The organism is Thiohalocapsa sp. (genome assembly GCF_019695415.1).
GTDB lineage: Bacteria > Pseudomonadota > Gammaproteobacteria > Chromatiales > Chromatiaceae > Thiohalocapsa.
The window spans coordinates 1-5891 of record NZ_JAIFKJ010000274.1 but is presented as its reverse complement, the minus strand read 5'-3'; the positions used below and the strand labels follow the sequence as shown (position 1 = coordinate 5891).

At 69.4% G+C, this 5891-nt stretch carries 5 protein-coding genes; 2 read left to right on the top strand and 3 right to left on the bottom strand.

Features of this window, described 5'->3' with window-relative positions; all coding sequences use genetic code 11:
- Both I6U14_RS07895 and I6U14_RS07890 read right to left on the bottom strand, forming a co-directional pair.
- Nucleotides 1–1091 (bottom strand): efflux RND transporter permease subunit (locus tag I6U14_RS07895; RefSeq protein ID WP_296898276.1); only part of this gene is annotated, 1091 nt, incomplete at its 3' end.
- A 1-nt stretch (nt 1092) separates the two neighbouring features.
- Nucleotides 1093–2295 (bottom strand): efflux RND transporter periplasmic adaptor subunit, encoded by a 1203-nt coding sequence (locus I6U14_RS07890; protein WP_296898275.1) that lies wholly within the window; start codon nt 2293–2295, stop codon nt 1093–1095.
- Between the two features lie 187 nt (nt 2296–2482).
- Between I6U14_RS07890 and I6U14_RS07885 the strand changes: the two genes are divergently transcribed.
- Nucleotides 2483–3160, top strand: a complete 678-nt coding sequence (locus I6U14_RS07885) for a TetR/AcrR family transcriptional regulator (protein ID WP_296898273.1) — start codon at nt 2483–2485, stop codon at nt 3158–3160.
- Between the two features lie 604 nt (nt 3161–3764).
- On the opposite strand, the gene I6U14_RS07880 is transcribed toward I6U14_RS07885, so the two are convergent.
- On the bottom strand, nt 3765–5216 hold the full coding sequence (locus tag I6U14_RS07880) for an AarF/UbiB family protein (RefSeq protein ID WP_296898272.1): 1452 nt from the start codon (nt 5214–5216) through the stop codon (nt 3765–3767).
- Between the two features lie 431 nt (nt 5217–5647).
- On the opposite strand from I6U14_RS07880, the gene I6U14_RS07875 reads away from it, so the two are divergent.
- On the top strand, nt 5648–5891 hold a 244-nt coding region (locus tag I6U14_RS07875; RefSeq protein WP_296898270.1), incomplete at its 3' end, for a hypothetical protein.

The window sequence follows — 5891 nt, the reverse complement described above, 5'->3', positions numbered from 1 at the left end:
GCGGGCGGGGGCGCCGTGTGTGGTGGCCCCGCGGCCTTCCGCGTGGGGGCTCGGGCGGTGGGGTGGCGGCGGTGCCGACCGGTTGCGGCGTTGGGTGGACGGCTGGGGTCGAGCACCACTGCCACACCGGGCCGGCGGCCGGGCCCGGCCGCGGTCTCATCCACCGGGGGGCGGGCGGACTCGGCCCAGGCGTCCAGGTGCACCGCCTCGCGCGGGCGGATGCCGAGCAGGATGGCCCGGCGGCCATCGGCCCAGGCGATCTCGGCGGGCGGCTCGCGCACGCCGCGGCTCACGGTCGCGATGTCGCCGACGGCGACAAGGCCGTCCGCCGCCGTCACCAGCGGCACGGCGGCGACGCGCTGCACGGCGTCCAACTCACCGTCCACGGTGAGCCTGAGCCGCTGTGCGTCCGAGTTCAGGGCGCCGGCGGGGTCCTTCGCATCCGCGCCGGCGAGCCGCGCCGCGACGTCGTCGATGGTGAGCCCGAGCGCCGCGAGCTCCGCCGGGTCCACGTCGATGCGGACCTCCTCGTCGACGGCGCCGAAGCGCACCACCTGCTCGGTGCCGGGCAAGTTGCGCAGGCGCTCGGCGAGGCCGTCCGAGAGCCGCTCCAGGATGCCGAGCGACGGCTCGCCGGTGCCATCCCAGTGCACCGAGACGATGAGCGAATAGGCGACGGCGCCGCGCTTGGTGTCGAGCACCGGCCGGCCGGCGCCGGCGGGCAGCCTCGCCTCCGCGGCGGCGAGCTGGTCGCGCAGCTCCGCGAAGATGCGCTCGTTGTCGGCGACGGTGACGGTGTCGTCGAGCTCGATGTTCACGATGGACACGCCGCCGCTAGAAGTGGACTCCAGCGTCTTGACCTCCGCGACCTCGCGCAGCGCGTCCTCCAGCTTCTTGGTCACGAGCGCCTCCACGCGCTCGGCCGTGGCCCCAGGCACCACGGTAATGACCGTCGCGTTTCGGGTGGTGATCCGCGGATCCTCGATGCGCGGCAGGCTCTGCCAGGCGGAGACGCCGGCGAGCAGGACCAGCGCCAGGGTCAGCAGCAGCAGGTGCGGGTTGTGCAGCAGGCGGCTGGCGAGGGCGGTCATGTCAGCGTGCCTCGATTGCAAGCTGGCGCTCGGGCGCCGCGGTCACGCGGACGAACTGGCCCGCGACGACGCGGTGCAGCCCGGCGGTCACCACGGGCTCGCCCGGCTCGATGGCGCCGGCGACGTAGGCCCGCTCGCCATCGAGCACAAGCACCTGCACCGGGCGCGCCTCCAGGCGGTGGCTCGGGGCGGTCGGTTCTTGGGCTGCCGCAGCGTCGGAGGGTACTGCCACCAGCGCGCGCCACAGCCCGCGCTCGCCGGCGCTGAGCGCGCTGATGGGCAGCCACAGACCGGCGGCGGCGCGGTGCTCGTGCAGCTTGAGACTCACGAGCTCGCCGGGGCGAGGCAGGGCGCCCGTCTCGACCGGCTCGAACAGCGCATCGACGGTGCGACTCGTCGCCGCCCGCCGCGGCAGCACGGCGCGCAGACGTGCGCGCAGATCGCCGTCCCGGAGCTCCAGCGTATAGACCTCGCCCGGCACGAGCCGGCCGGCGAGGCGACCCGCGACGCCGATGCGGATGTCCGGCGGTGCGCCGTCCTGCAGCTCCAGCACCGGCGTGCCGGCGCCGAGCACCTGGCCCTCGTCCGCGAGCCGCGCGGTGATGACACCGGCGTACGGCGCCCTGAGATCGGCCTTCGCGAGGTCCACGTCCACCGTCGCGATGCGCGCCTCCGCGAGCCGCACGTTGGCCGCGGCGGCGCGCGCACCTTCGACGGCCTCATCTAGCGCCTGGCGCGTCACGGCGCCGTCCTTGACCGAATCGCGAAAGCGCGCGGCGGTCGCCTCCGCGAGCGCGAGGTCCGCCTCGGCGCTCGCCCGCGCGGCCGTGAGCTCCGCGCGGCGGGCCAGCAGCGAGGCCCGGTCGAGCCGTGCGAGCACCGCACCAGCTTTCACCGCGTCGCCCTCGCGCACCAGAACCTGCGCGAGCAGCCCGGCCTGCTCGAAGCCGACCCGGCTCAAGCGCCGGGCCTCGACCTGACCCGTGAAGGTGAGCGCCGAGTCATAGCCGTCTTCGAGCTGCGCCGGCAGCACAGGCACGGCGATGGCGGGCTGGACGGTTGACGGCGCTTCTGGCAGTTCGTCGGCGCCGGCGGCGGTGGCAAGCGCGAGGGACACGGCGAGGAGCGTGCCGCGCGCCGGCACAAGCGCTGCCCGTCTGGGCGTTTGCGTGACGAACCGGTCGATCATTGGGTCGAGCAACATGGCGAGGCACCCTGGGAGTCGCTAAACTGGACTGCATGGTTTGATATTAGTCCTAAAAAACTGGACCGTCCAGTATGAAATCCAAGTGCGAAAAACCTCTTCTGACCTCGTTGCCACTGGCGCCGCATGCCGGCCGCTCCGTTCCACGAGACGGCTGCGATGCCATGGCGGCCGTGGAGGCCAGACGGTGAGCGGGGCAGCTGCCGCGGTCGCCGGGCGTCCAGGCCGGCCGAAGAGCGAGGAGAAGCACGCGGCCATCCTGCAGGCGGCGAGCCGGCTGTTCCTGGACCAGGGGCTTCAGGGCACCAGCATGGACCAGGTGGCGCGGGCCGCCGGCGTGTCCAAGCAGACCGTCTACTCGCATTTCGACGGCAAGGAGGACCTGTTTCGGCGCTGCATCCGCTGCAAGGTGGAGAGCTACGGCTTCGACGGCGTATCGGTGCCGGCCGGCGACGACGCGCGGGCCGTGCTGCTCGCGGTGGCCAAGCGCTTTATGGGGCTCATCTTCGACCCCGAGGTGGTGGCGATGCACCGCGTCGTTATGGCCGAGGCCGCGGCGCATCCGCGCATCGCGGCGCTGTTCTTCGAGAACGGCCCGGCCGCGACGCAGCGCACCGCGGCGTCGGTGCTGACCGAACTGGTGCGCCGCGGCCTGCTTCGCCCGCACGATACGGACGCGGCGGCCTGGCAGCTTCTGAATCTTTGCTTCGGCAGCTTCCACGTGCGGCTCCTGCTGCACCTGATCGACAGCGTGCCGCCGGCGGAGCTGGACGCGCACCTCAAAAGCGCCATCGCCGACTTCGTCCGCCTGCACGGTGAGGAGCCCCCGGCCGACGCCGGGTCATCTGACCCACGAACCAGCTAAGCCGAGGCACGCTTGCCTGAACGCAGCAGACGCGTGCTATGGCGTCCGGCTAGCCCCGCTTCGGCACCCAAGTGTTGGGCTCATCAAGCCGGACGACGTGCGCGAAACGCTGTCATCAAGAGAAAAGCGGCTTCTCATTCGATACCGTCGGGCGCGTCGAATCGCATGATCGCGCCACGCCAGAGCGCGTGATGCACTGCTTTGCCCGGCCACTGAGTGTTCGGTCTATCGGACATTGCTGCCGATGGCAGTCGAAGGACCGATGTCTGTTCCTGGCCGCTATGTGGAGCTTCACATAGTGGTCGAATCCTGCCACTCGGCCCAGCGACCGTCGAGGTCCGGATGTCTCGGGATTCCCGACATCGGTCTCACTACCCCGCACCACCGCACCACCGCACCACGACCCCCTGACGTCCCGCACCGACCCGGTACGTGTGTCAGTGCGCCCGGCCGGTGTGCGGCGGCGACGAGGCCCGACCGACAGCGGCGCCAGCGCGCGTGCCCGATTTGGGGTGGTAAGCGTCATCCGCCGCTCTCGCGCCAAGAGCGTCGCTGCGGGCGCCTTCGGCCGTGAGGTAGCGGACGCAAGCCGGCGCACTATCCGTCAAATGAATGCGGTCCAAAACCGCGCCGCGAGCAGCGGGTATTGAAACATCAGGCCGGTCAAGTCGAAGTTCGACAGACGGGTGGCGAGGGCGCGGGAATCAGGAGCCGTCAGCCAGCGCCGCGGCCACTCGGCGACGAGAGTCTCCGCAAAACCGAAAAACAGGGCCAGATCGAGCGAGCGCTCACTCGCACCGATGTCGCTAACCAGGTCGTTCAGGGTGTGCAACGCCTTACGAAACATCAGCAGGTCGGCCCGCGCCGCCAGGCCGGCCTTCTCGACGGCGGCGTCCGTCAGGCTCACCAGCCAACTGAAGCCGGGGAGCTGATCGTTACCCAAGCTGCGGAATGCCTCGCGCACCACCGCGCGCAACGCCTGCTTGTCTGCGGGCTTGCCTGCTGGCGCATCGGCGGACAGCGCAGCCAGCATGTCGACCACCAGCCCCTCATCCCACAACATCGCTCCCAGCATCGCATGCACCATCGCTTCGCGATCGTGCTGCTGCAAGGTTCCGGCCAGGCTCCAATCGAGGAGCACGAGCCGACCATCGGGCGTGAGCAGCAGGTTGCCGGCGTGCGGGTCGCCATGGAACAGCGCCTGCTCCTGGGTTGAAAACAGCGGCTGCGCAAGCAGCGTCGACGCCAAGAGCTGCGCAGTGTCATGCCGCTCGCGCATGCTTAGGTGTCTGGATTCAGATATCTTGCGGCCTGCGACGCGGTCCATGGCGGTCACGCGGGCGGTGCAATACTCATGCAGTCCGGGAACCTGAACGCGAGCGCGCCCCGCATATTGCTCTGCTGCCAGGGCTAGATGGCGTTGCTCTACACCGAGTCGAACCTCGTCCTGCAGCTTGTCCCGGACGAGGTGAAAGGCCTCTTCGTAGCCGATCTTCGGAATCGCCAGCGCGTCGCAGCGCTCATCGAGAAAGGCGCCGATACGCCGCAGCAGTTCGAGCTCGAGCGCTAGCCGCTCCTCGATCCCTGGCTTGAGGACCTTGAAGACCCCACTGCGCCGGTCATCCCGATAACCGATGACCACGGCGACGCTGGCTTCGGCGATGGCCTGCTGATCAAGACGGATACCAAGCCGGTCCAGCGGGCCCAGCTCCTGAGCGAGGGTCGCTCGAATCGACTCCAGCGGGACACTGGGCGGCAGCGACTCCAGTGCTCGCAGCTCGCGGCGCAGCTCAGGATCGAGGCGCCGGTCCCGCGCCAGCGTCTGGCCCAGCTTGTGCAGCACCGGGCATTGCTGCGCCAGTCGCCTCACACGCTCCGCGGTCGTCGCCGTGCTCGGCAGGGCCGCCTGGGTGGCCAGGATCACCTGTTGCGCGTCTTGGGGCAATGCGGACAGAAACACCACCAGGGCTTCACTGATGGGACGGGAGAAGTGCGCGTAGTCCGCGGCGAGCAGTGGCTCGACCGAGGCTTCGTGGATGAGGGCGTCCCAACTCATCGATTGATCTCTAGAGGGTGTTTACATGACAGGCTTCCATGTTGTCTCACCACGGGGCGCGAATGACCGCTCCTGGCCGACTCCGGCCGAAAACACGCGTCCGCGAGTGTCTGCAGTTACCGACAGAGTTGCCGAGCATCGCCGAGGTGCCGAGGGGGAGAGCGTAGCACCCATGGCCGGCAGCAGGAGTCCGAGCTTCAACCAGTGTCCGCACGGGACCTCGCTGGCCCCCGGGTAAAGACGCAGTCGACCACGGTACCGAGTCGCCGTGCGCCCAAAGATTGGAATCCTCACCAAAGCTTGCTCTTGGTCGGAGCGTAAGGTCAGCTGGCTCGATCTGGCGTCTTGACCAGACTTCCACCGCTCCCTAAGCTGCTGCTGCATCCTGCAAGCCCACTCGCGAACGCGTTGGCATCATTTCACCACCTGCCATGAAGCCAACGATCCTAAAGAACGTGTTTCTGTGCCTGCTCCTGGTCGTCGGCGGCTTAGCACTCACCGGGTGCAGCACTGCCGGCCACGACGCCACAGGCAAGGACACCCGCAACAACCTGCTGGTGGGTGTCCAGGCCCAACGGAAGCTCCCCCCCCGCGATGTCACGCCGGTCCAGATCCACCCCGTCTCCAACTCGAAGTTCGGCCTCGGTTCCCAGGGTGCCAGAACCCACACCCACC